Here is a 22,271-nt window from a genome sequence, read left to right as displayed (position 1 = left end):
CGCGCAGGCGGTCAGGGCTCGTGGCGGCATCGACTGCCGCCGCGAGCCACTCCGTGCACCGCCGTGTCGTTTCCGTCATCTCGACGGAAACGACACGCGACGGCGGCGGTTGACCTCAGTCAGCGTACTGGCCGGCCGCCTCGATGACGGGCTTCCAGCGCGCGATCTCGCCTTCGAGTTTTGCCTTCAGGGCAGCCGGCGTTGCGTCTGCCTCTGCCGACGGCGCCGTGCCGAGTTCGGCAAAGCGGGCGACGACGTTGGGGTCCTTCAGCGCGGCCTGCAGCGACTTGGACAGGCGTTCCGCCACGTCGGCCGGCGTACCCTTGGGCGCATAGACGCCGTGCCAGATGCCGACCTGGAAGCCGGAGAGACCGGCTTCTTCCGCCGTCGGGACATCCGGCAGATTGCCGAGCCGGGCAGGGGAGGTCACCGCATAGGCCTTGATCGTGCCGCCCTGGATCTGCTTCGTCGTGTTGGTCGTCTGGTCGCACATCACGTCGACCTGGCCGCCGAGCAGATCCGTCATCGCCGGGCCGGTGCCCTTGTAGGGAACGGTAACGAACTGCGTCTGCATGGCGCTCATCAGCAGCATGCCGCACAGATGCGAGGCCGCGCCGATGCCGGCATTGGCCACGGTCACCGTATCCTTGTTCGCCTTCATGTAGTCAATCAGGCCCTTGAGGTCCGTCGGCTCGAGATCCTTGCGGGCGACGATCGTCATCGGCACATCGGTGACGAGGCCGACATATTCGAAGGCGTTCAAAGTGTCATAGGCGAGCTTGCGATAGAGCGTCGCGCTGGTCGCCATGCCGATATGGTGGAGCAGCAGCGTGTAACCGTCCGGGTCTGCGCTGGCCACACGGCCCGCACCCAGCGTGCCGCCGGCGCCGCCGACATTCTCGACCACGATCTGCTGGCCGAGATCCTTTGACATCGCTTCTGCAACGAGGCGGGTGACCGTATCGGTCGGACCGCCCGCGGAGAAGGGCACCACCATGGTGATGGTCCGTTCCGGATAGGTCTGGCCGAGTGCCGACGTGGCGAGCAGCGATACGGCGAGTGCGGCCGAGACGCCGAACAGGGCTTTCAATGTCTTCATCAAATCCTCCCGATGAAATGCCCAGCCGACGTGGCTCCTCCCGCGCCGGTTCTGGATGACCTAGAAGGGCCTCCGGGATGGCGAGTCGGCAAGCGGCGAGGGAATTTTACGGGCGAGTTTACCGCCGTAAACTTGGCACGATGGGTGGAGATGGGAACAAACCTGCACACGAGTGGGTGGAAATCCACCCACCAACGCCTCAAATGTCGTCCTGAAGCAGCCCAGACGCGAAATTTTTATCGAGCCCGTACTTCTGCATCTTCTCGTAAAGCGTCTTGCGGGAGACCCCGAGCTGCTCGTAAACAGGCTTCAGACTGCCGCCATGGGCAGCCAGTGCCGAGGCGATCAAACCTCGCTCATAGGCGGCGACCCTGTCGGCAAGGCGCTGCGGTGCGGACTCCGGCGACGCCTCGTCCGGCGCAGTATCGAGCCCCAGCACGAGCCTGTCCGCGAAATTGCGCAGCTCCCGCACGTTGCCCGGCCAGCTCCGGCCGGCAATGTCCGCCGTCAACTGCGGGGGAACGTCAATGTCGCTGCGGCCGTATCGCGCCGCGGCCTCGCGCACAAGCTGGAGGAAGAGCAGGGGAATATCCGCCCGGCGCTGCGCGAGCGAGGGCACATGCAACGTCGCGACATTGAGCCGATAGAGGAGGTCGGCCCGGAACCGTCCGGCCGCCACCTCCGCCGCCAGATCCACCTTGCTGGTCGCAATGAAGCGCACGTCGAGCGGCACGGGCTCGTTCGAGCCGAGACGGGTGATGACCCGCTCCTGCAGAACGCGCAGGAACTTTGCCTGCAGGTCGAAGGGCATGGAGCCGATCTCGTCCAGCAGGATGGTGCCGCCACGGCCGTGTTCGAATTTGCCGAAGCGCGGCCGCAGGGCGCCGGGAAAGGCTCCCGCCTCGTGGCCGAAGAGCTCGCTCTCGATGAGGTTTTCCGGCAGGGCCGCGCAGTTGATGGCGATGAAGGGGCGGTTTGCGCGGGCGCTGATATCGTGCAGCGCGCGTGCCACCACTTCCTTGCCGGCCCCGGTCTCGCCGATCACCAGCGTATCGGCATCCGTCGCGCCGATCGCTCTCAACCTGTACCGAAGGTCCACCATGATCTGCGTTCGACCCGGCAGCCGGGCTTCGATGTCGTCCCGCTTGCCGGCGACGGCGCGCAGGCGGCGGTTCTCCAGCACCAGGCTGCGGCGGTCCATCGCACGGCGGATGATGCCGGCGAGATGCTGCGCCGTGAACGGCTTTTCCAGGAAGTCATAGACGCCGGCCCGCATGGCGCTGACGGCAAGTTGCACATCCGCATGCCCGGTCACCAGGATAACCGGGACTTCCGGATCCACCTCGCGAATGCGCTGCAACAGCGTCATGCCGTCCATGCCGGGCATACGGATGTCGCTGACGACAACCCCGTCGAAGGCATAGCCGACGAGTTCCAGCACCGGCTCCGCACTGGCAAAGGTATCCACCGTCAGGTCGAACAGTTCGAGGGCCTGCGCCGAGGAGCGGCGCATCTCTTCTTCGTCGTCGATCAGCAGAATGCGCGGTCCGCTCATTCTGCCGCCTCCTGCGCAGGGGTTGCGACATCGAGCGTAATACGGAAAACAGCGCCTCCGTCGGGATGGCTCACTGCAGAGAGACTTCCACCGAAGTCCTTGATAATATTATAAGAAATGGAGAGACCCAAGCCAAGTCCCTTGCCGACGCCCTTGGTCGTAAAGAAGGGATCGAAGATACGATCGACAATTGCAGCCGGTACGCCCGGTCCGTGATCGCGCACTTCGATGATGACATGATCGCCTTCGCGATGCGCGGAAAGCCGGATCAGCCGGTCATCCAGTCCCTCGACCGCATCGGCCGCATTGCTGATGATGTTGACAAGCACCTGCTGGAGGCGGACCGGCCCGGCGCGCACGACGAATGCCTGCTCATCAAGTGCGACCTCCAGCTTCGCATCCGCCGCCTTCAGCCGCGGGGTGACGATCTCCACCGTATCGGCGATGACATCGGGGAGGGGAACGGCTCCCAGTTTCTCGTTCGGCTTGCGGGCAAAGTTGCGTAAGTGACGGCTTATCGAGGCCATGCGGTCGACGAGGGCGGAGATGCGGCGGACATTATCTTGCGCTTCAGGCACACGGCCCCGATCGATCAGCAGCGCCGCGCTGTCCGCATAGGTTTTCGCCGCGGCAAGCGGCTGGTTGAGTTCATGGGAGAGGGCGGCTGACATCTGGCCGAGACCGGCAAGCTTGCCGGCCTGGATGAGATCGGCCTGAGTCTTGCGCAGCTCCTGCTCGGTCAGCCGTCGTTCGGCGACTTCGAGTTCGATCTGTTCGTTGACGCGGGCGAGATCGGCAGTGCGCTCCTCGACGCGCCGCTCAAGCTCATTGCGCGCCTCCTCCTGGAGCCGGAGCCGCTCCACGACCCGGGCGCGACGTTGCCAGAGCACGGCAAGTCCAAGGCCCGCAAGGCAGATGAACAGCAGAATGGCGATGAGGGCGGTCCGGGCCTGCGTGCGCACCGAGGCTGTGTCGAGCAGCACATTCACGGTCCAGTCCGCCTCCGGCATGTATTGCGAGAGCTGCAGATATTCCCGCGTCGAGCCTTCACCGGCGATCCGCATCAAATGTTGACCGTAGTAAACACTTTCGGTGACGGGCAGGGGTTTCAATGCCGCTTCGGCGTAGCGCCGGGAAGCCTGGGTACGGGCGAGGCGAGGGGCGTCCAACGGCAGAATGCCGTTGTAGAGCCACTTTTCGTTCCCCGTCATGAAGATGATGCCTTCGGGATCTGCGACGAAGATTTCGTATTCGCCACCGCGCCAGGAAGCCTCAATGGTGTCAATGTCCACCTTGAAGACGATAACACCGAGGATAGTACCACCGACTTCCACCGGCGAGGAGAAATAGTACCCCCGTCTCAGCGATGTCGTACCAAGCGCATAGAACCTTGCCTGCCGACCCGCGATCGCCTCCTGAAAGTAGGGACGGTAGTCGAAATTCTGGCCGACGAAGGTTCCGGGCGCCTCGTAATTGCTGGCCGCGATCGTGTTGCCGTCCGGCGTCATCACATAAATGTCCGAGGACTCCAGAAGGCTGTTGATCTCCTTGAGGTATTGACTTGCGGTCCGGCGCAGCTCCGGGTCCGCGGGCGCCTGGAGCAGCGCTTCGATATCGTCGTGATCAGCGATCAGCGCGGGCAGGGGCTCGTAGCGGCTGAGATGCCCGCCGAGCGCCGCAACCGCAAGGCGAAGCGTCGTGCCGGCCTGCAAGGAGGCTTCGCCCATGTAGCTGCGGGTCAACAGCGCGCCGCCTTGCAGGATGGTGAGCACCACGACGATCGGCAGGATCACGAATGCCAGGGCATGACGCAATTTCACGGAACGACGGCTCCTCTCCGCTTCCTCCCGGCCAAGCGGCCGCAGCTTATCCTAATGAGCCGGGTCGATCTTTCCTAGAGGGGAGGGGAGGGGAGGGGAGGGGAGGGGAGGGACGCTAGTCCGGCAAGCGGGCTTCGCCAAGGTCGATGTTCAAGAAGCCGGCGATCGCATCCGCGACAATGGCGTGGTCTATGCGCTGTGGCACGCCCGAAACCGTAACGGCTCCCACGCAGCCGAGATCCGCTACGAAGAGCGGGACGCTGCCGCCGTGCACTGCGAAGTCGGCATGCGGGAGATTATGCGCTTCCATTTGGTCCCGGCCGGAAAGCGCCAGCCTCCGCCCTACGAGATAGGAGGAGTGCCAGAGCCGCAGCACCGTGTTTCGCTTGCGTCGGATCCACTCGACATTGTCGGTCGATGTTCCGGGGAGGGCGCAATGAAACAACGGCCGATCACGCAGGGAGATATTGATCGCCACACCCGCGCCACGGGCGAGCGCCGTCTCGCGAACCCGATTGCCGAGCGCCCAGGCATCGTCCGGGCTGAACCGGCTGAACCGGAGAAGGCGCTCCTGTTCCTCCAGCCGGCGGATGTCGTCCGCAATCATCTCGGTCATTGTCGTCTCCCTCTCGTGATCTTGATCCGATCCTTACCGGGACTTCGCATGCGGGGGAAGACACCGCGCTCTTGACGGAGATCAAGGCCGCGGTGCAGGAAGTGCCTAGGGTGGAGCCGTACAGATCCTCCCCACCCGTGGAACACTCATGCCCGACAGCTTTTTCATCGTCGCCATTCTCGCGCTGCTGCTCACGCCTGGACCAACCAACACCCTTCTGACGGTCGGCGCCGCAGCGCGCGGATTCCGCTCGAGCCTCCCGCTGCTGATCGGGGAGCTTGCAGGCTATCTTGTCGTCGTCGTGCCACTGGCAACGATTGCCGCGTCTCTGCTGGAAGGGCGCCCGGCGCTTGCCGTCACCCTTCGGCTCGTGGCTGCCTTGTGGGTGCTTTTTCTGGCCATTCGGCTTTGGCGCGTCTCGTCCAGCGAGACGACCCCGGACAGTGCCTCTACCGTAACCATCGGTCAGGTCTTCCTGACAACCGTCCTCAACCCGAAAGCACCGATTATCGGTCTCGTCATCATGCCACACGGCCCGCTTTCGCAGATCGCCCCGGCGATAGGGTTGTTCAGCCTGCTGGTTGCGGGCGCCGGCACGAGTTTTCTCGTTCTAGGCAGCCTGATTGGTCGCGCGCCGGTTCTGTCGCCGCAACTTGTCTACCGCGTTGCAGCCGTCTGCCTCGGCGTGTTTTCGCTCGGGCTGGCGGGAACCGCTTCCGGGCTTATTTGAGATCAGGCCTCATCGACCTGATGCAGGCGCATGAGTTCCTGCTGCACCTCGTCCTGAAAGGCGAAAACGGCGGCCCGTGCCTGGGTTTCGTTCGATCCAAGCTTCTGCAGCTCGGCCGCAAGTTCACGGCACACCTTCACCCAGTATAGCCGCGCTTCATCGCCATGCAGGCCGCCCAGTTCCCCGGCACAGCGGCGGACATGGGCCGTGCGGCGTTCGACGGGAAACGGGACGACCGGTCCATTCTCGTTGGCAACAGAGCGGCGGTGCGGCTGGATCGCGGCATATGGGGGCATTGATTCGGGCTTCCTTGTCTTCCCCCCATGATTAGGGAATCCATGGTTAATGCCCGGTTTCCAAAGTGAATTTCGTGTACCGCCCTGGCACCGTCACCCCACCTGCCGTACTGGCTTCTCGTTTGCCCGCGTCAGCGCCATCAGCATCGGCCCGAGCGAAAACTCCCCGCGTTCCGCCCGCCGGGTGAGGTCACGCAAATAGCCGCCCGCCGAGTTGATGTGCCCGGCGCGTTCAAGAATGCAGGCAATGACCGTCGCCGCGTTCTCCGGCCCGAGGATCGCACAGGCGTTCTCATAGGCCGAAGCGCTGACCGCCAGCATTGAGCGCACCACCACCGCCGCGGTCATCAGATCGCGCCAGCTCGATATCGCTCCACCCGGACCGAAGGCGACGATTTCCGGGCACGCCTGCAGCACAAGACCCAGCGGATAGGGCTTGAGCGCATCCGAAACATTCGCCGGCTGTGGATGAACTCCTTTCGCCGTCGTCGGGACATCGACAGGCCACTGCGAATAGCGTCCGCTCGTTTTTTCATCGCCATTGCCGTGCTGCACAGCCACCCGCTCCTGTTCTCTCTCGGCATCGCCGCCCTGCTTCGATTCGAAGTGAGGTTCAAAATCAGAGGATGAGTCGGGTTTTGAATTCTGTTTGTGCCGCTCAGTTTGGCCGGCATTGCCCGCCGATTTTTTCAAAATAACCTGCCGTTCCAGGTGGTTGATGATTTCCGCTCGCAACGCTTCCAGCGCGGCGAGGGCCGGCGTCAGGATTTCCGGTGTCGGTACGCGTGGCAGGGCAAGCACAAGCACTCGAAAATCGGCTTCGTAACGCATCCAGTCACCCGCAAGCCCGTCTTCCAGCGCGGTCCCGATCAGCTTGGCAATATCCCGGCGCACGAGCGTCACACGCTCCCGCAGCCGCTGCAGTAACAGGCGCTCGGCAACCACCTCGGCGGCAAGCTGTTCGATTTCCTCGGCCCGGGCAAGCAGCGGGGCCAGTGAAAAGCCGAAGGCTTCACCGATCGCGCCCTGCGGGTCGCGTCGCACATAGCGCTTGCCGTTCGGGCTGTCGCGCCGGGTGAGAAGGCCACTTTCCACCAGCGCCGCGAGATGCCGGCGCAGCGTCGTCTCCGCCATGCCGTGCGTGCGCAGCGAAAGCTGAGCGTTCGAGGGGAACACCACCAGCCCGTCGCTTCCGGCAAGGTCGGTCTTCGGATAAAAGCTCATCAACGCATTCAGCACCGAAAGCGCCCGGTCGCTGATGCCCAGCTTCGGCCGCGCTTCACAGAGCCACCGATACAGCTTCCACTTGTCCACGCTCGCATCCGGCGGGACTGATTTTGCGATCGCCTGGCTTGCGAGCATGCCAAGCGTCATCGCCCGCCGCCCGAAGGGCGTCGTTATGCCGTCCGTCTCCATGTCTCTTCACCTTTTCAACAGGCAAAAGAAACCCCATCACCGGAACCGGCGCCAAAAAGGCTTGACTGTGATTCGGGGAAGTGCGACTCTCAGGCTGCTAAACGATGAGAAGGGCTTCCACGACGGTAACGTTGAGGGGGCCTTTTTCTTTTGCGGATCAATCTCCTGATTTATCTGCATTTTCCGTCCGGAACGCCTCGTAGAGGCGGTCCAGGTTCTGGGTAATGTAAGCGCCAAAGGCCAAGGCATCCGCGGATTTCAGCGCAATCGTGTACTGGCGACCGGTGGTCTTGATGCTGGCGCGCACCGGGCCATCCTTGCGGACCCACTCGGCCGGCGCCGGCTTTGCGACAGCCTCCGGGGCGTCCTTGCGGGCAAGGTGGCTGCTGACGAGATTGAAACGGTCCTCGGGTGCACGGGCTTTCACCCGGTCGCGGGCCAGGAATTCCATCGCCCTGTCCTCGTTGGCGGGCTCGTCGAAGCGGGTGGCCAGCTCGTGCCAGCGGTCTCGCCCGATGGCGAGCGCCGGGCCGATGCCGGTCCGCACCGTCTTGGGAATGCGGTTCACCACCGAGAGCATCTTGGACACGGTCGTCTTGTCGGCACTCAGCGCCGCCATGATCGTTTCGCGGTCGAAGCCACGCGCCTCCAGCTCCCCGGCAAAGGTTGCCCTTTCGAGGAAGGAAAGGTCAGCGCGCGCACTGTTTTCCTGGCCCTGCGCGATAACGTGGTCCCGGTCGGTCAACGCCTTGACGACAGCGCGAACAGGCCGCCCGAGCAGGCGCGCAGCCTTGGCGCGGCGATGGCCGAAGGCGATCTGGTAGATACCGTCCTTGGCTGGATGCGGACGAACGAGGATCGGCGAGTCTTGCCCTCGCACGCGCATAGCCTCAACGAGGTCACGGAACTGCTCGTCCGAATGGGCAAGGCGGTCGGAAACGAAGGATTCTTCGATCTGATCGGGCTCAAGCTCGATGACGACCTCGCCGGCCGTCAACTTCGCTTCGATCTCTTTTGCCGCATCCGCCTTGGCGGCCAGCGCGTCGATACTGCGCGTAACAGCGCCAAGCGCGCCGATGCCCTTGTAGGTCACATGCTGGCGCGGCTCGTCGTTGCCGGGGGTTACCGGCGCCACTTGTTCCGTCGTCGTCGGGGACATCAGGTTGGAAAGAACGTTCTTGCGCGCCATGGTCAGCGCCCCCATGCTTTGTGGATCAGTTCAACGATTTCCGCGTTGACCGCCTCCATGGATTCGAGCGCCCGGTCATAGGTGGCACGTGTGAACTGACTCCGGTCAACTTCGTAAAGCGTCTGGTTGGTCAGCGCTGCATCGGCAATGGCAACGCTTCGCACCATCGGATTGGTCAGGACATGCTGCTTGAACAGTGAGCGCATGAAGGCGACCATCTGGGTTTGCGGCCCGTCGGCCGGGTCGTAGCGGGTAACGAGATACCGCAGCCAGTCGAGGTTCATGTTGCCACCCGCGCTCTTCAGCGTGTTCAGCACTTCCCCCAGCATCTGCAGGAACTGGCACATGGACATGACGTCGAGCATCTGCGGATGCACCGTGATCAGCACTGCCGTCGCGCCGCAGATCGCGCTCATCGTCAGGAAGCCGAGCTGCGGCGGGCAGTCGATCACCACCACGTCATAGTCGTCGGCTACGGACGACAGAGCCTCATCGAGCCGTGCGAAGAAGATCCGGCCATAATCGCTCCGGTCGCCCTGCGCGAGAACCCGCGGCGTGTCGTGCTCGAACTCCATGAGTTCGAGATTGCCCGGCACGATGTCGAGGCCCGGGAAGTTCGTCTTGCGGATGATTTCCTTCAGCGGCCGCCGCTGGTCGTCATAGCGGATGGCCCCGTAAAGCGTCTCGTTCTCGTTGACGTCGAACTCCGGCTGGAAGCCGTGCACCGCCGAAAGGCTGGCCTGCGGGTCGAGATCCACCGCCAGCACCCGGTGCCCTGTCAGCGCGAGGTGTTGGGCGAGGTGGGCCGTCGTCGTCGTCTTGCCGGAGCCGCCCTTGAAGTTGACGACCGCGATGACCTGAAGGTGTTCGCCGCCGCGGCGGCGCGGCACGTAGCGCTGACCGGCACGGCCGTTCTGCTCGAGATACTCGCGCATCTCCTGCAATTGCTCAGCCGAATAGGACCGGCGGCCAGAAGGCGTGACCTGCGGCAGCGGCCCCTTGGATTCCAGCGAAAGATTGCGCAGGTAGCCGCTGGTGACGCCCAGGAAATGTGCGGCCTCGCTCAGCTGGAACTGGCGCAGGTTCTTCTGTGCGACGGGAGGGAACATCTCCAGCCGGTGCTGCTTCAGTTTGTCTGACAGTTCGTGCGCCTGTCCGATGATCAGTTGATCGACCTCGGAAATTGCCCGTCCGAACGTTGCGGCCATATTCATGTCGAGAATCTCAAAATGCGATTTCAAACCCATTTGCAGGTTTAAAACGCATTTAGACGCGATTCTGATTCCAGGGCAAGGCAAAAAGGGTTAACGCGCCCGTCACGGGACGGAGCTAGCACCCAATAATCCAGACTTTAGCCTATTGACCATCGGTCGCCTATCGAGGCCGCGCGATTCGGCTGGGGAAAACTCAAGAAAGTTTGCATTTTTCTTCCGGGACCGCCGAATCTGGTCCCTCAAGCCTCGACATAGCCCCGCCTGCGCCGAAGCGCGACCTGTCGCGCGAGCACCGTCTCTGCCTCCGCCAGCGAGGGATAGAGGTTCAGCACCTGCCGGCCGTGCGTGCCGATACGGCCCCAGTGACGCAGCACCGCGACCTCGCCGAAAAGGGTCGGCTCCAACGAAAGCATATAGAAGCGCGCCATGTTGCGCACCGCATCGATACGGCGAAAACGATAGCTGGGCAGCGGGGGTGGGGACGTATTGGGCATGGACGCGAGTCTGCCGAAGGCGCGAATCACCGTCCAACGAAAGATATGAATCGATCAGGGTCGATCGTTTCACAGCATTGATGTATCGTCAGTCCTTCGGCACACGACGAACCGTCGGCACCGCCAGCTTCGCCTCGACGGCGGCAAGACCGGCCTCCAGCTGCTTCAGCCCGCCGCCACCGAGAAGCCGGGCAAGCTCCCGCTCGTACTCCCGTGCCACCACGACCATTTCGCCATAGATGCGCCGTCCCGCCGGCGTCAGTTCGAGGTGCTCGATCCGGCGATCGTCCAAATCCTCGCGCCGCTTCAGCCAGCGTTTTTCCTCCAGCGCCCGCACGGCACGCGACACCTTCGTCTTGTGCATGCTGGAGTTCGCGCCGATCTCCGTCGCCGTCATGCGCCCGTAGGCGCCGAGTGCGGCGAGCGCCCGCCATTCGGGCCGCGTCATGCGGTAGCGCGCACGGTATTGCGCGGCAAAGCGCTGGCTGACCAGCTCGGCGGCGAGATTGAGCCGATAGGGCAGGAACGTCTCGAGCTTGAAATCCATGGCGCGCCTTGATGGTTACAAAATGGACAGTTACATCTGCAACCACTTGAGGACAAGCGCCTTGCAGGAGGAGGACCAGCCATGTCGGATCATGCCGCCAACAGCCTGAAATACATGCCGGGTTTCGGCAATGATTTCGAAACGGAGGCGCTGCCGGGTGCCCTGCCGCAGGGCCAGAACAGCCCGCAGAAATGCAACTACGGCCTTTATGCCGAACAGCTTTCCGGATCACCTTTCACTGCACCGCGCGGCACCAACGAGCGCTCCTGGCTCTACCGAATCCGCCCAAGCGTGCGCCACACCCGCCGCTTCTCCACTGCCAGCTACCCACACTGGAAGACCGCGCCCTGCCTCGACGATCATTCCCTGCCGCTCGGCCAGCTGCGCTGGAACCCGCTGCCGGCGTCTGACGAGACACAGAATTTCCTTCAAGGTATCCGCACCATGACAACGGCCGGCGACGTGCTGACGCAGGTCGGCATGGCAGCGCATGCCTATACGTTCAACGCCGACATGGTGGACGACTATTTCTTCAATGCTGACGGCGAGCTTCTCGTCGTGCCGCAGCTCGGTGCCGTCCGTATCTTCACCGAAATGGGCATCATGGATGTCGAGCCGCTGGAAATCTGCCTCATCCCGCGCGGCATGATGTTCAAGGTCGCGCGCATCGGCGAGGGCGACACCTGGCGCGGTTATGTCTGCGAGAACTACGGCGCGAAATTCACCCTGCCGGACCGCGGGCCGATCGGCGCCAACTGCCTTGCCAATCCGCGCGACTTCAAGACGCCGGTCGCGGCCTATGAGGACAAGGAGACGCCCTGCCGCGTGCACGTCAAATGGTGCGGCAAGTTCTATGTGACCGAGATCGGCCATTCCCCGCTCGACGTCGTCGCCTGGCACGGAAACTACACACCGTTCAAATACGACCTCAGGGCCTATTCGCCGGTCGGCGCGATCCTCTTCGACCATCCCGACCCGTCGATCTTCACCGTGCTGACTGCGCCGACCGAGGAGGCCGGCACCGCGAACATCGACTTCGTCATCTTCCCGCCGCGCTGGATGGTGGCCGAGCACACCTTCCGCCCGCCCTGGTATCACCGCAACATCATGAGCGAATTCATGGGCCTGATCCACGGCCAGTACGACGCCAAGGAGGAGGGGTTCGTGCCCGGCGGCATGAGCCTTCACAACATGATGCTACCACACGGGCCCGATGCGACCGGCTTCGAGAAAGCCGCGAACAGCGAGCTTAAGCCTGTAAAACTCGACCACACCATGGCCTTCATGTTCGAGACGCGCTTCCCCCAGCAGATCACGAAGTTCGCGGCCGAGCTGGAAACCCTGCAGGACAACTATCTAGAATGCTGGGATGGGCTGGAACGCAAGTTCGACGGAACGCCGGGCATCAAATGACGTCAGCCGCCCTGCCAGGCCTTCACCGCCTCCAGCGGCCAGACGAGCATCAGGATGTTGAGCGCCAGGCCATCGCGGATGAGCCAGGTGGTGGTCGCCTCGAAGACGACGATGATCGCCACGCTCGCCCAGACGGGCAGGCGTGCCGCGAGGAAGAAGCCGACCACCATGGCGAGAATGTCCGCGCTCGAATTGATCACGCTGTCGCCGAAATAGTCGAGCGAGATCGTCGCCTCGCGATAGCGATTGATGATCATGTCGGTGTTTTCGAGGATTTCCCAGGCGCATTCCAGCACCAGCGAGAGAGCAAGCCGCAGTTTGAGGCTCGCCTTCTTCAGGAGGAACGTGAAGAGGCCGAAGAACAGGATACCGTGGATGATGTGGCTCGGCGTGTACCAATCGGACAGGTGCTGCGAGTTTTCCGAAGAAATCACCACGCCATGCCAGAGTTTGACATATCCGCACTTGCAGATGAGCGGCTGACCCATCGTATAAAGGATGATGGCCGTCGCGCCGACGAAGCCGGCGACCAGCAGCAGGGAATTCAGCACCGTACGGTTCAAGACGGGATTTCCTCGGAAAAGCGATGCGCCGGAACGACCGGCGCACGAGGGTGGAGACAGGCGGCCGGAAGATGACACGATCGCACGGCCGGAAACAAGATCGGGAGTAGGACGCATGAAGCTTGCGACACTGAAAAATTCCACCCGCGACGGCCGCCTGGTCGTCGTCTCGCGCGACCTGACGCGCTGCTCGGAAGTGGGGCATATCGCCCGCACTCTCCAGGATGCGCTGGACGACTGGGAACATGTCGCCCCGCGGCTTGAGCGGGTCGCCGAAGGGTTGGAAACCGGTTCGCAACCGACCGCCCGCTTCCACGAACACGACGCCGCATCGCCACTGCCCCGCGCTTACCAGTGGGCGGACGGCTCGGCCTATGTCAATCACGTCGAACTCGTGCGCAAGGCACGCAATGCCGAAATGCCCGAGAGCTTCTGGACCGATCCCCTGATGTATCAAGGCGGCTCCGACAGCTTTTTGGGACCGCGAGACCCGATCCTTGCGGCGGATGAGGCCTTCGGCATCGACATGGAAGGCGAGATCGCCGTCATCGTGGACGACGTGCCGATGGGCGCGAGCGTCGAGGAGGCGCGGCAGGCAATCAAGCTCGTCATGCTCGTCAACGACGTGTCGTTGCGTGGCCTCATTCCGGGTGAACTCGCCAAGGGCTTCGGCTTCTTCCAGTCGAAACCCTCCTCGGCCTTCTCGCCTGTCGCGGTGACCCCCGCCGAACTGGGCGATGCCTGGGACGGCGGCAAGCTGCACCTGCCGCTCCTCGTCTCCCTGAACGGCAAGGCCTTCGGCAAGGCCAATGCCGGTATCGACATGACCTTCGACTTTGCCGAACTCGTCGCCCATGCCGCCAAAACCCGGCCGCTCGTCGCCGGCTCGATCATCGGCTCCGGCACCGTCTCCAACAAGCTTGATGGCGGCCCCGGCAAGCCGGTCGCCGAAGGTGGGGCGGGGTATTCCTGCATCGCGGAAATCCGCACCATCGAGACGATCGCCTCGGGCGCGCCCAAGACACCCTTCATGAAATTCGGCGACACCGTGCGCATCGAGATGAAGGACAAGACGGGCCACTCGATCTTCGGCGCGATCGAACAGACCGTCGAGCGATACGAGAAAGGCTGAGCCAGTGCACGACGAGATCATCCTCTTCGATTACTGGCGCTCATCCGCCAGCTACCGTGTGCGCATCGCGCTCGAAAGCCTCAGCCTGTCCTACCGGCGCGAATCCGTTGATCTCCTGGCCGGTCAGCAGCGTTCCGCGGAACACCGCGCCCGCAACCCGCAGGGCCTCGTGCCGGCCTTGTCGATCGACGGGCACGTCCTGACGCAATCGCTTGCTATCATCGAGTATCTTGCCGAAACTCGCCCCGAGGCGCGTTTCCTGCCTGCCGATCCGCTGGGTCGGCAGCGGGTGCGCACGCTTTCCTATGCAATCGCCATGGAAATCCACGCCGTCTGCAACACCGGCGTCATCGGCCATGTCATGACGCTGGCGGGGGGAGGGGAAGAGACGCGCGTCGCCTGGATGAAGAAGTACATCGGCGAAGGCCTTCTGGCCGTCGAAAAGCTCCTCGATGCCCCGGCGACCGGCACCTTCTGCCATGGCGACACGCCCACCATGGCGGATTTCTGCCTCGTGCCACAGGTCTACAATGCCGAGCGCTGGGGCGTCGATCTGTCGGCCCTCGAACAGGTACGACGCATCGCCGAAACCTGCCGCGCCCTTACTGCTTTCCAGGCTGCGCACCCTGACGCGGTCAAGCCGGCCTGATCTTTCAGGCAAGGTTCCGGCATGGTATATATACCCTCGACGGAGGAAGGATATACCATGCCGCTCTATGTGAAGGACCAGGAGGTCGACCGGCTTGCCCAACGACTGTCCGCGCTGCGCAAGGTCAGCAAGACCGAGGCGGTGCGGCAGGCTCTCGTGCATGAGCTGCAGCGCGTGGAGAGTGAACCGACATTGGTCGAGAAGGCCGTGGCCATGACAAGGGAACTCAACAGGAAGTACGCCCCCACTGGCCTCAAGGCCGACAAAGCCTTCATCGACAGTCTCTACGAGGATTGATGTTCCTCGACGCTTCAGCAATCGTCGCCATGATGACAAACGAAAGCGATGCCGCATCGCTGTCGGCGCGCTTGGCGGCCGCGCGTTCTCCGACGACCTCGGCTATGGCGCTTTGGGAAGCGTCCGTTGCTTATAGCCGGATTTTCCGACTTGAACCGAACGCCGCCCTGCGCGAGGTCGAGGCCTATATCCGGCTGTTTGACGTCCAGATCATTGCCATCGAGCCGGCAATCGCGGCAGCGGCCGTCGATGCATACCACCGCTTCGGCAAGGGCCGCCATTCTGCAGGTCTCAACTTCGGAGACTGCTTCGCCTATGCCTGCGCAAGGCAGCTCGATATGCCACTGCTCCACAAAGGCGACGACTTTCCGCAGACGGATATCGAGACCGCCTGAGGATCGCCCTGCCGAAGCGGGGCGATCCCGGTATCATCAGGCGACGTCGCCCATGCAGACATATTTCAGTTCGAGATAGTCGTCGGCACCATGGGCGGAGCCTTCGCGGCCGAGACCGGACTGCTTGATGCCGCCGAAGGGCGCAGCCTCGGAGGAAATGAGGCCGGTATTGACGCCGACCATGCCGTATTCCAGCGCTTCGGCCACCTTCCAGACCTTCTTGAGATCGCCGGCGAAGAAGTAGGCGGCAAGGCCGAACTCGGTGTCGTTCGCCTGCGCGATCACGTCCTCGACGGTGTCGAAGCGGAAGAGCGGGGCGACGGGACCGAAGGTTTCCTCCCGTGCGACCGTCATGCCGCGTGCGACGTTCTTCAGAACGGTCGGCTGGAAGAAGGTGCCCTTGCCGTCGACGCGCTTGCCGCCGGCCACCACGGACGCTCCCTTGGAGACGGCATCGGCAATATGCGCCTCGACCTTGTCGATCGCCGCTTCCTCGATGAGCGGGCCGATCGTCGTGCCCTTGTCGAAGCCATCGCCGACCGAGAGCTCGGCAACCCTCTTCGCCAGCTTTTCGGCAAAGACGTCATAGACATTCGACTGCACATAGAGACGGTTGGCGCAGACGCAGGTCTGGCCGGCATTGCGATATTTCGACGCCATGGCGCCTTCCACGGCCGCATCGATATTCGCGTCGTCGAAGACGATGAAGGGTGCGTTGCCGCCGAGCTCCAGGCTCACCTTCTTGATCTGGTCGGAGCACTGGCGCATCAGGATGCGACCGACCTCCGTCGAACCCGTGAACGAGATTTTGCGGACTTTCGGGTTGAAGCAGAGCTCCTTGCCGATCGCCGGACCATCCGTGCCGAGAATGACGTTGAAGGCGCCCGCGGGAATACCGGCCTTTTCGGCGAGCACCGCAAGGGCAATGGCCGAAAGCGGCGTCTGCTCGGCCGGCTTGGAAACGACCGTGCAGCCGACGGCAAGTGCGGGCGCCACCTTGCGGGCGATCATCGCGGCAGGGAAATTCCACGGCGTGATCGTGCCCACGACGCCGACGGGCTGCTTGATGACCAGCATGCGCTTGTCGGCCGACGGAGCCGGAATCGTCTCGCCGTTGATGCGCTTGGCCTCTTCCGCATACCACTCGACATAGGAGGCGGCATAGAGGATTTCGCCCTTGGCTTCCGCCAGCGGCTTGCCCATTTCGGCAGTCAGGATCGCGGCCAGTTCGTCGGCATTCGCGATGATGAGGTCGTTCCACTTGCGCAGGAGGATGCTGCGGTCCCTCGCCGGGCGGGCGGCCCAGACCTGCTGTGCCGCATAGGCCGCGTCGATCGCCGCGGCCGTTTCGCCGGCGCCCATTTCCGGCAGTGTGGCGAGCTTTTCGCCGGTGGCCGGGTTGAAGACGTCGAAGGTTGCCGCGCCGTTTCCGCCGATCCAGTTGCCGTTGACATAACCCGCATCGCGCAGGAGATCGGCCGACGTCAGGTGCCGGGTGAGAGCATCGTAGAAAGCCATGGTGTCCTTCCTTTCGGACATGGAAAGCCGTTCACCCGGAGCTTGAGCTCCGGGTGTCGCCTTGAGAGGATGTGTTTCAGTGTCGCGCGGCGCCGGTCAGGCGGCGCGGGCTTCGATCATCGCGCTTTCGAGAATGTCGAGCGCCTCGGCGAATACCTCGTCCTGGATGGTGATCGGCGCCAGGAAGCGGATAACGTTGCCGTGCACGCCGCAGGTCAGCAGGATCAGGCCCTTGTCGAGAGCCTTCAGACGCACCTTGTTAGCGAAGTCGGCGCTCGGCAGCTTGGTCGAAACATCGTTGAATTCGACGGCGTTCATGAAGCCCGGGCCGCGGATGTCGACAATCTCGGGGATCTTGTCCTGCAGCGAGGCAAGGCGCTGTTTCAGGCGCGCGCCAAGATTTTCGGCGCGGTTGCAGAGGTCCTCGTCCTTGATGACGTCGAGAACGGCATGGGCCGCCGCAACGCCGATCGGGCTGCCGGCATAGGTGCCGCCAAGACCGCCCGGGCCGGGCGCATCCATGATTTCCGCACGGCCGGTGACGGCCGCGATCGGGAAACCGCCACCAAGGCCCTTGGCCATGGTCATCAGGTCGGCCGCAATGCCGTAGTGCTCCATGGCGAACATCTTGCCGGTGCGGGCGAAACCGGTCTGGACCTCATCGGCGATAAGCAGGATGCCGTGCTGGTCGCAGATCTCGCGCAGCGCCTTCATGAAGGAAACCGGGACCGGATAGAAACCGCCTTCGCCCTGAACCGGCTCGACAATGATCGCCGCGACCCGGTTCGGATCGACATCGGCTGCAAACAGCTTCTTCAGGACGGAAAGCGACTGCTCGACCGTCGTGCCGTGCATCTCGACCGGGAAGGGCGCATGGTAGACATCGGCCGGCATGGCGCCGAAGCCGACCTTGTAGGGAACCACCTTACCGGTCAGCGCCATGCCCATGAAGGTGCGGCCGTGGAAGCTCCCCGTGAAGGCGATGACGGCCTGGCGACCGGTGGCGGCGCGGGCGATCTTCACGGCGTTCTCGACGGCTTCGGCGCCGGTCGTCACGAAGATCGTCTTCTTGGCGAAGTTGCCGGGGGTGATGGCGTTCAGGCGCTCGGCGAGCTCGACATAGTTCTCATAGGGCACGACCTGATGGCAGGTGTGGGTGAAACGGTCGAGCTGGTTCTTGACGGCCTCGATGACGCGCGGATGGCGGTGGCCCGTGTTGACGACGGCGATACCCGCAGCGAAATCGATATAGCGGTTGCCTTCCTTGTCCCAGATCTCCGCATTCTCCGCACGGTCGGCGTAGATCTGCGTGGTCATGCCGACGCCGCGCGAGATGGCGGCGTTCTTGCGGTCTGTGAGGGGCGTTGCGGTCATGGCGCTATCCTGAATCTGGAGGCTTCTGATAATGGAACGTTCGCGCGGCTCCGAACGCAAAGCCGCTTCGCGCTTTTTGCCGGAACCGCATTAACTTGCATTTTTTCTGCAAGTCTCAAGTGGAATTCCTACATTTTTTCTGCAAGAATGCAACGGGCATTTTACGGCGGCAATGCGACGGTTTTTCGAACCGGTCCGCGCCGCCGGAATGCTATAAAAGAACACTATACAGAATCAGGGATTGGCGCGATGGGTTCGCAAGAACCGGTGCACTACAAGGTGGCGGAGGCCGCGCGGCTCGCTGGCGTTTCAGCCTCCACGCTCAGGCTTTGGGAAACGCAGGGGCTGGTCGTGCCCGGCCGCTCCGAAACGGGTCACCGCCAATACAGCGCTGAGGACGTCGCACGGCTGAAGCGCATCGCCTGGTACAGGACCGAGCGCGGCCTCAACCCGGCGGCTATCCGCGAGGCGCTCGAGGCGGAAGAGCCAGCCAATGACAGTCCTGCCTCCGACGGCGACGCTCACCAGGGCGTCGGGCGCAAGCTGCGGAGCCTGCGCCACGCCGCCGGCAGGACGCTCGATCAGGTCGCCGGCGACATCGGTGTCGCGACCTCCGTGCTCTCCACCTTCGAGCGCACCTCGCAGGGCGTGACGTTCCGCGTGCTGCACGACCTTGCCGACTACTATGGCACAACCGTCTCGAAACTCTCCGGCGAGGAGGAGCAGGAAAACCGCTCGGTCGTCCGGGCGGGGGAGTGGAAGTTCTGGCCCGAGACCTCCCCCGGCGTCACCATCCAGGTTCTGGCTGACGGGCGCAACATGATGGATTGCCACCGTTTCGTGCTCGCCCCCGGCGCTTCCTCGGACGGCGCCTACAAGCATGAGGGCGAGGAATTCGTGCATGTCCTCTCCGGCCGCATCGAAATGGTGCTCGACGGCCACGAATTCCACGACCTCGGCCCCGGCGACAGCCTCTATTTCGAAAGCTGCCGGCGCCATGCCTGGCGCAACCGCCACGACGGCGAGACCGTGCTGATCTGGATCAACACGCCGCCGACCTTCTGAGCCGGCGCCCGGACGGACGGTGCCCGCTGCGGCACCCGACATAGTTTACAATTTCAGTAGAAAATATTTTCCGCCGCACCGCGATATCCGGGAGCGAAAATTTCCCTTTCCGCCTGCTCAATAAACCGCCGTTCGTTGTCCATAAAAGCGGCATTTGCGATTTTGAGGGCAGAAACAGCGATGTTTCGCAGTCGATCCTCCCAATCGCGAAAGCAGGCCAGCATGTCGAAAATCAACAAGAAACTCCGCGCAAGCACTCTCTTCACCCGCCGCGCCGCACTTGCGGCCCTCGCGGTGGCAGCCGCCGCCCTCTCCACCTTCTCGCTTCCCGCACCCGGCTTTGCCGAAGACAAGAAGGATCTCAAGGTCGGCATCATCTCGGGCGAGGACGAAGACGTCTGGCGCGTCGTCATCGCGGAAGCCGCCAAGAAGGGCCTCACCATCGAGGCGGTCGTCTTCAACGACTACACCCAGCCGAACGAAGCGCTTGCCCGCGGCGAAATCGACGCGAACGCCTTCCAGCATCTTCCCTATCTGGAAAACCAGGTCCAGCAGCACGGCTACAAGATCGTCCCGGTCGGCTACACGGCCGTTTGGCCGATCGGCCTCTACTCCAAGAAGCACGCCAAGGTGGCCGAACTTCCTGATGGCGCCGTCGTCGGCGTGCCGAACGACCCGTCCAACGAGGGCCGGGCGCTGCGCGTGCTCCAGAACGAAGGCCTGATCAAGCTGAAGGACGGCACCGGCATCCTCGCCACGATCGCCGACATCGCCGAGAACCCGAAGAACCTCGAGATCAAGGAACTCGATGCAGGTATCGTCGGCCGCTCGGTCGATGACCTCGATGCCGCGATCGTCAACACCGACTGGGCACTGAAGAGCGGGCTCACCCCGGAAAACCGCATCGCGCAGGAGCCCGTCGACGAAAACCCGTACCGCAACTTCATCGCCGTGCGCGCGGAATCGAAGGAGGAGGCCTGGGTCAAGCCGCTGGTCGAAGCCTACCAGAACGATGCCGTGAAGGCTGAATTCGACCGCGTCTACAAGGGCACGGGCATCAGCGCCTACTAAGGCCGCCATCCAACCAGCAAGACAGCCCGCGATGCGCCTTCGGCCGCCGCGGGCTGTCTTGTCGTTTCCGGAAGGGAACCGAAATGAACACCCATGTGACAAGACAGGCGGCCGAAGCCGTCGCGCGGCAGGACGATGTCGTGCATCTCGCCGACGTGCGGCGCCGCTTCGGCACAACCGCCGCGCTCGACGGCGTTTCGCTTACGGTGCGCCGCGGCGAAATCCTCGGCATCATCGGCCGCAGCGGCGCCGGCAAGTCGACGCTCATCCGCTGCCTCAACGGCCTCGAACGGCCGGACAGCGGCAGCATTGCCATCGAAGGTCGCGAGATCACCGGCCTTGGCGAGGCGGATCTGCAACCGCTGCGCCGCCGCATCGGCATGATCTTCCAGCACTTCAACCTGCTCTCGGCCAAGACCGTCGAGGAAAACATCGCCCTGCCGTTGAAGATCGAGGGCTGGCCGAAGGCCAAACGTCTGGCACGCGCGGCCGAGCTTATCGAACTCGTCGGCCTCTCGGGCAAGGCGAAGGCCTATCCGTCAGAGCTTTCCGGCGGCCAGAAGCAGCGCGTCGGCATTGCAAGGGCACTCGCCGCAAGCCCGGCGCTGCTGCTTTCCGACGAGGCGACCTCGGCGCTCGATCCGGAAACGACCCGGGCGATCCTCACGCTGCTGAAGGATATCAACCGCAAGCTCGGCCTCACCATACTGCTCATCACCCACGAAATGGAAGTGGTGCGCTCCATCGCCGACCGCGTAACGGTGCTCGACGCCGGCCGCATCGTGGAGGAAGGTCCGGTCTGGCAGGTCTTCGCGACGCCTCAGGCACAGACGACGAAGAGCCTTCTCAGCGGCATCCGCCCGCAGCTGCCGGCCCATATCGCCGAGACGCTGGTCGCGGACGTGGTTGGCGAGGCCATCCTCGGCGTCGATATCGCCGGCCCTGCCGCCACAGGCCCGTTCCTTCAGCAGCTTTCCGCCGCGTTTCCGGACGGCTACCGGCTGATCCACGGCGGCATCGACCATATCCAGGAACAGGCGGTCGGCCGCTTCTTCATCGCCGTGCCGGTCGAGGCCACTGCACGTTTCACAACCCTTGCAGAGCGCTCCGGCGCACAGGTGGAGGTCCTCGGCCATGTCGCCGGTCATGCTTGAACTGCTCGTCCGTTCGCTGTGGGAAACCGTCGTCATGACGGCGGCCTCCGGCGTCATCTCGCTCGTCTTCGGCCTGCCGCTCGGCCTTGCGCTGGTCGCAACCGCGCGCGGCGGCATTGCGGAAAACCTCTGGATCAGCCGCGTGCTCGGCGCCGTCATCAACGGTTTCCGCTCCGTGCCCTTCATCATCCTGCTGGTCGCCCTCATTCCGGTCACGCGCCTCATCGTCGGCACGTCGATCGGCACCTGGGCGGCCATCGTGCCGCTCGCCATCGCCGCGACACCCTATTATGCGCGCATCGCCGAGGTGTCGCTGCGTGAAGTCGATCGCGGCCTGATCGAGGCGGTGCGGGCGATGGGCGGCAACCGCTGGACCATCGTGCGGGAAGTGCTGGTCCCCGAGGCGTTGCCCGGCATCGTTGCCGGCTTCACCGTCACGCTCGTCACGCTGATCGGCGCCTCTGCCATGGCCGGCGCCATCGGCGCGGGCGGCCTCGGCGACCTCGCCATCCGCTACGGTTACCAGCGCTTCGAGACATCGGTGATGGTGGCGGTTGTCGCCGTGCTGATCGTGCTCGTCTGCGGTATCCAGTGGCTGGGCGATCGCCTGACCGCCCGCCTCGACCACCGCGGATGAGATCCAGCACACCGGAAAACGGCCGCC

The 22,271-nt window shown here is 63.6% G+C and carries 24 protein-coding genes; 10 read left to right on the top strand and 14 right to left on the bottom strand.

Going from position 1 to position 22,271, the window contains the following annotated elements; genetic code table 11:
* Positions 1–115: 115 nt before the first annotated feature.
* From P9A16_RS15200 to P9A16_RS15185, 4 genes are all read right to left on the bottom strand, one after another.
* Complete coding sequence (locus P9A16_RS15200) at positions 116–1,099, bottom strand: tripartite tricarboxylate transporter substrate-binding protein (RefSeq protein WP_023514393.1); 984 nt, start codon at positions 1,097–1,099, stop codon at positions 116–118.
* Between the two features lie 199 nt (positions 1,100–1,298).
* Positions 1,299–2,654, bottom strand: a complete 1,356-nt coding sequence (locus P9A16_RS15195; protein WP_023514392.1) for a sigma-54-dependent transcriptional regulator — start codon at positions 2,652–2,654, stop codon at positions 1,299–1,301.
* Positions 2,651–4,474, bottom strand: a complete 1,824-nt coding sequence (locus P9A16_RS15190; protein WP_023514391.1) for a sensor histidine kinase — start codon at positions 4,472–4,474, stop codon at positions 2,651–2,653. The genes P9A16_RS15195 and P9A16_RS15190 overlap by 4 nt, the downstream gene beginning before the upstream one ends.
* A gap of 115 nt (positions 4,475–4,589) precedes the next feature.
* On the bottom strand, positions 4,590–5,090 hold the full coding sequence (locus tag P9A16_RS15185; protein WP_278025750.1) for a heme-degrading domain-containing protein: 501 nt from the start codon (positions 5,088–5,090) through the stop codon (positions 4,590–4,592).
* Between the two features lie 148 nt (positions 5,091–5,238).
* Here P9A16_RS15185 and P9A16_RS15180 point away from each other — a divergent pair, with 148 nt between their 5' ends.
* Positions 5,239–5,820, top strand: a complete 582-nt coding sequence (locus tag P9A16_RS15180; RefSeq protein ID WP_023514389.1) for a LysE family translocator — start codon at positions 5,239–5,241, stop codon at positions 5,818–5,820.
* A 2-nt stretch (positions 5,821–5,822) separates the two neighbouring features.
* On the opposite strand, the gene P9A16_RS15175 is transcribed toward P9A16_RS15180, so the two are convergent.
* From P9A16_RS15175 to P9A16_RS15150, 6 genes are all read right to left on the bottom strand, one after another.
* Positions 5,823–6,116 carry a DUF6074 family protein gene (locus P9A16_RS15175; RefSeq protein ID WP_023514388.1) on the bottom strand — a complete coding sequence of 98 codons (294 nt, stop codon included), beginning with the start codon at positions 6,114–6,116 and terminating at the stop codon, positions 5,823–5,825.
* Positions 6,117–6,209: 93 nt separating this feature from the next.
* Entirely contained in the window at positions 6,210–7,532 is a 1,323-nt protein-coding gene (gene repC, locus P9A16_RS15170; RefSeq protein ID WP_278025749.1) for a plasmid replication protein RepC, read from the bottom strand.
* 157 nt (positions 7,533–7,689) lie between these two features.
* Entirely contained in the window at positions 7,690–8,721 is a 1,032-nt protein-coding gene (repB, locus tag P9A16_RS15165) for a plasmid partitioning protein RepB (protein ID WP_023514386.1), read from the bottom strand.
* A gap of 2 nt (positions 8,722–8,723) precedes the next feature.
* The gene (gene repA, locus P9A16_RS15160) at positions 8,724–9,935 is read right to left on the bottom strand and encodes a plasmid partitioning protein RepA (protein WP_024271204.1); all 1,212 of its coding nucleotides are present in this window, start codon (positions 9,933–9,935) and stop codon (positions 8,724–8,726) included.
* A gap of 239 nt (positions 9,936–10,174) precedes the next feature.
* Positions 10,175–10,429 (bottom strand): WGR domain-containing protein, encoded by a 255-nt coding sequence (locus P9A16_RS15155; protein ID WP_023514384.1) that lies wholly within the window; start codon positions 10,427–10,429, stop codon positions 10,175–10,177.
* Between the two features lie 88 nt (positions 10,430–10,517).
* Positions 10,518–10,976, bottom strand: coding sequence for a MarR family winged helix-turn-helix transcriptional regulator (locus tag P9A16_RS15150; RefSeq protein ID WP_023514383.1), 459 nt, complete (start codon positions 10,974–10,976; stop codon positions 10,518–10,520).
* A gap of 81 nt (positions 10,977–11,057) precedes the next feature.
* On the opposite strand from P9A16_RS15150, the gene hmgA reads away from it, so the two are divergent.
* Positions 11,058–12,389, top strand: a complete 1,332-nt coding sequence (gene hmgA / locus P9A16_RS15145) for a homogentisate 1,2-dioxygenase (RefSeq protein WP_023514382.1) — start codon at positions 11,058–11,060, stop codon at positions 12,387–12,389.
* Positions 12,390–12,391: 2 nt separating this feature from the next.
* Here the strand turns inward: hmgA and P9A16_RS15140 are convergent, their stop codons facing one another.
* A complete protein-coding gene (locus tag P9A16_RS15140) occupies positions 12,392–12,952 on the bottom strand; it encodes a DUF2585 domain-containing protein (RefSeq protein ID WP_023514381.1) in 561 nt (186 codons plus the stop codon).
* A gap of 115 nt (positions 12,953–13,067) precedes the next feature.
* Between P9A16_RS15140 and P9A16_RS15135 the strand changes: the two genes are divergently transcribed.
* The 4 genes from P9A16_RS15135 to P9A16_RS15120 are packed head-to-tail and all read left to right on the top strand — an operon-like array spanning position 13,068 to position 15,425.
* Positions 13,068–14,084: a fumarylacetoacetate hydrolase family protein gene (locus P9A16_RS15135; protein ID WP_023514380.1), complete on the top strand. Its 1,017-nt coding sequence runs from the start codon at positions 13,068–13,070 to the stop codon at positions 14,082–14,084.
* 4 nt (positions 14,085–14,088) lie between these two features.
* On the top strand, positions 14,089–14,733 hold the full coding sequence (maiA, locus tag P9A16_RS15130; RefSeq protein ID WP_023514379.1) for a maleylacetoacetate isomerase: 645 nt from the start codon (positions 14,089–14,091) through the stop codon (positions 14,731–14,733).
* 21 nt (positions 14,734–14,754) lie between these two features.
* Positions 14,755–15,030, top strand: a complete 276-nt coding sequence (locus P9A16_RS15125; protein ID WP_024271205.1) for a type II toxin-antitoxin system VapB family antitoxin — start codon at positions 14,755–14,757, stop codon at positions 15,028–15,030.
* A complete protein-coding gene (locus tag P9A16_RS15120) occupies positions 15,030–15,425 on the top strand; it encodes a type II toxin-antitoxin system VapC family toxin (protein WP_023514377.1) in 396 nt (131 codons plus the stop codon). The genes P9A16_RS15125 and P9A16_RS15120 overlap by 1 nt, the downstream gene beginning before the upstream one ends.
* Positions 15,426–15,461: 36 nt before the next feature.
* On the opposite strand, the gene P9A16_RS15115 is transcribed toward P9A16_RS15120, so the two are convergent.
* A complete protein-coding gene (locus P9A16_RS15115; protein ID WP_024271206.1) occupies positions 15,462–16,943 on the bottom strand; it encodes an NAD-dependent succinate-semialdehyde dehydrogenase in 1,482 nt (493 codons plus the stop codon).
* Between the two features lie 96 nt (positions 16,944–17,039).
* Positions 17,040–18,317, bottom strand: coding sequence for a 4-aminobutyrate--2-oxoglutarate transaminase (locus P9A16_RS15110; protein ID WP_023516500.1), 1,278 nt, complete (start codon positions 18,315–18,317; stop codon positions 17,040–17,042).
* Positions 18,318–18,566: 249 nt separating this feature from the next.
* Here P9A16_RS15110 and P9A16_RS15105 point away from each other — a divergent pair, with 249 nt between their 5' ends.
* On the top strand, positions 18,567–19,382 hold the full coding sequence (locus P9A16_RS15105; protein WP_023516499.1) for a MerR family transcriptional regulator: 816 nt from the start codon (positions 18,567–18,569) through the stop codon (positions 19,380–19,382).
* A gap of 53 nt (positions 19,383–19,435) precedes the next feature.
* Here P9A16_RS15105 and P9A16_RS15100 read toward each other — a convergent pair whose 3' ends face one another.
* On the bottom strand, positions 19,436–19,618 hold the full coding sequence (locus P9A16_RS15100; RefSeq protein ID WP_037408631.1) for a hypothetical protein: 183 nt from the start codon (positions 19,616–19,618) through the stop codon (positions 19,436–19,438).
* Between P9A16_RS15100 and P9A16_RS15095 the strand changes: the two genes are divergently transcribed.
* The 3 genes from P9A16_RS15095 (at position 19,605) to P9A16_RS15085 (ending at position 22,244) form a co-directional block, all read left to right on the top strand.
* Positions 19,605–20,453, top strand: a complete 849-nt coding sequence (locus P9A16_RS15095) for a MetQ/NlpA family ABC transporter substrate-binding protein (RefSeq protein ID WP_023516498.1) — start codon at positions 19,605–19,607, stop codon at positions 20,451–20,453. The genes P9A16_RS15100 and P9A16_RS15095 overlap by 14 nt on opposite strands.
* An 83-nt stretch (positions 20,454–20,536) precedes the next feature.
* Entirely contained in the window at positions 20,537–21,607 is a 1,071-nt protein-coding gene (locus tag P9A16_RS15090; RefSeq protein WP_023516497.1) for a methionine ABC transporter ATP-binding protein, read from the top strand.
* On the top strand, positions 21,588–22,244 hold the full coding sequence (locus tag P9A16_RS15085; RefSeq protein WP_023516496.1) for a methionine ABC transporter permease: 657 nt from the start codon (positions 21,588–21,590) through the stop codon (positions 22,242–22,244). The genes P9A16_RS15090 and P9A16_RS15085 overlap by 20 nt, the downstream gene beginning before the upstream one ends.
* Positions 22,245–22,271: the final 27 nt, after the last annotated feature.

Origin of the sequence: Shinella sp. 838, assembly GCF_029623935.1 — a bacterium.
In the GTDB taxonomy this organism is placed as follows: domain Bacteria; phylum Pseudomonadota; class Alphaproteobacteria; order Rhizobiales; family Rhizobiaceae; genus Shinella.
The sequence above is the reverse complement of the archived record's forward strand: the minus strand, read 5'-3'. Positions and strand labels throughout refer to the sequence as shown.